Origin of the sequence: Vibrio sp. 10N.222.48.A3 (genome assembly GCF_041475345.1) — a bacterium.
In the GTDB taxonomy this organism is placed as follows: domain Bacteria; phylum Pseudomonadota; class Gammaproteobacteria; order Enterobacterales; family Vibrionaceae; genus Vibrio; species Vibrio tasmaniensis_A.
Window position 1 is genome coordinate 1 of sequence record NZ_JBFRVX010001780.1, and the last position, 999, is coordinate 999.

Genomic DNA, 999 nt, shown 5'->3' on the forward strand with positions numbered 1-999 from the left:
TGTTAGAATGGGGGTTTTATTGATATAAGAGGCTGATGCCTCTTATATCTTATTGGTATCTAGCGGTTTTTTAACGCTATTTTTACGGCTCGCTCTAAACTAGGGATAGTTGTAAGTTCAGGTACTCTTTGGGTATAAATAATTTGGTTATTTATACCCACTACAATGATACTTCGACTAAGCAAACCTAACTGCTTAATTTGAGTCCCTGTATTTAGGCCAAACTTATGTTCTGAAGAGTCAGAAAGATATGTCGCCCCGTCAAGAGAGTACTCTTTAATGAACCGTTGTTGAGCGAAAGGAGTATCGGCACTCACTGCATAAAATTCAATACCTTGAAGTTTGTGACTGTTGTTTTCTATGTATTGAGAAAGTTCTATAGCTTGTTGAACACAAACCGGCGTGTCAACAGATGTTAATATGCTATAGACTTTGATCGATTTACTTTTCGCACTGGTATCATAGCTTCCTAAATCTGAAGTCAGCATCTTAGCCGAAGGCATTAAATCACCTACTTCTAATGGTGTACCAATCAGGTCAAACTTTGTTGTTTTATCAAGTGTGACGACTTGAGCCGCTCCAAACTCAGCATCGTCTTCAGTAGTTTCAAACTTTGCGAAGGCGTTTATTGAATATAGGGTAGCAGCAACAATAAGTAGTTTACGCATGATTATGATAAAGCCGCTAGTGCTGATTCATAGTTTGGTTCAGTAGTAATTTCAGAAACCAATTCACTATGTGTGACCATACCATCCTGACCAATAACGATAATAGCTCTAGCAGCTAACCCTTCAAGCGCACCTTCATTTAAGTTTACACCGTAGTTTTCAGTGAATGATGACTCTCTGAAGAAAGAAGCGGTTGTTACATTATCAATGCCTTCAGCACCGCAAAAACGGTTCATAGCAAATGGTAAGTCGGCAGAAACACATAATACGATTGTATTGTTTAAATTAGCGGCTTTCTCGTTAAATGTACGAACGCTTGCAGCACAAACTG

The 999-nt window shown here is 38.6% G+C and carries 2 protein-coding genes; both read right to left on the reverse strand.

Translation table 11 applies throughout. The annotated features are described in order from the left end of the window. Positions 1-59: 59 nt before the first annotated feature. Positions 60-668, reverse strand: coding sequence for a redoxin family protein (locus AB4653_RS28875; RefSeq protein WP_017082552.1), 609 nt, complete (start codon positions 666-668; stop codon positions 60-62). Positions 669-670: 2 nt separating this feature from the next. Further along, a partial coding sequence (tpx, locus tag AB4653_RS28880; RefSeq protein ID WP_372106073.1) for a thiol peroxidase occupies positions 671-999 on the reverse strand: 329 nt, incomplete at its 5' end.

What these genes read in the sequence shown, in the direction of transcription:
- AB4653_RS28875 (WP_017082552.1), bottom strand. Translation starts at nt 668, where the DNA reads ATGCGTAAACTACTTATTGTTGCTGCTACCCTATATTCAATAAACGCC.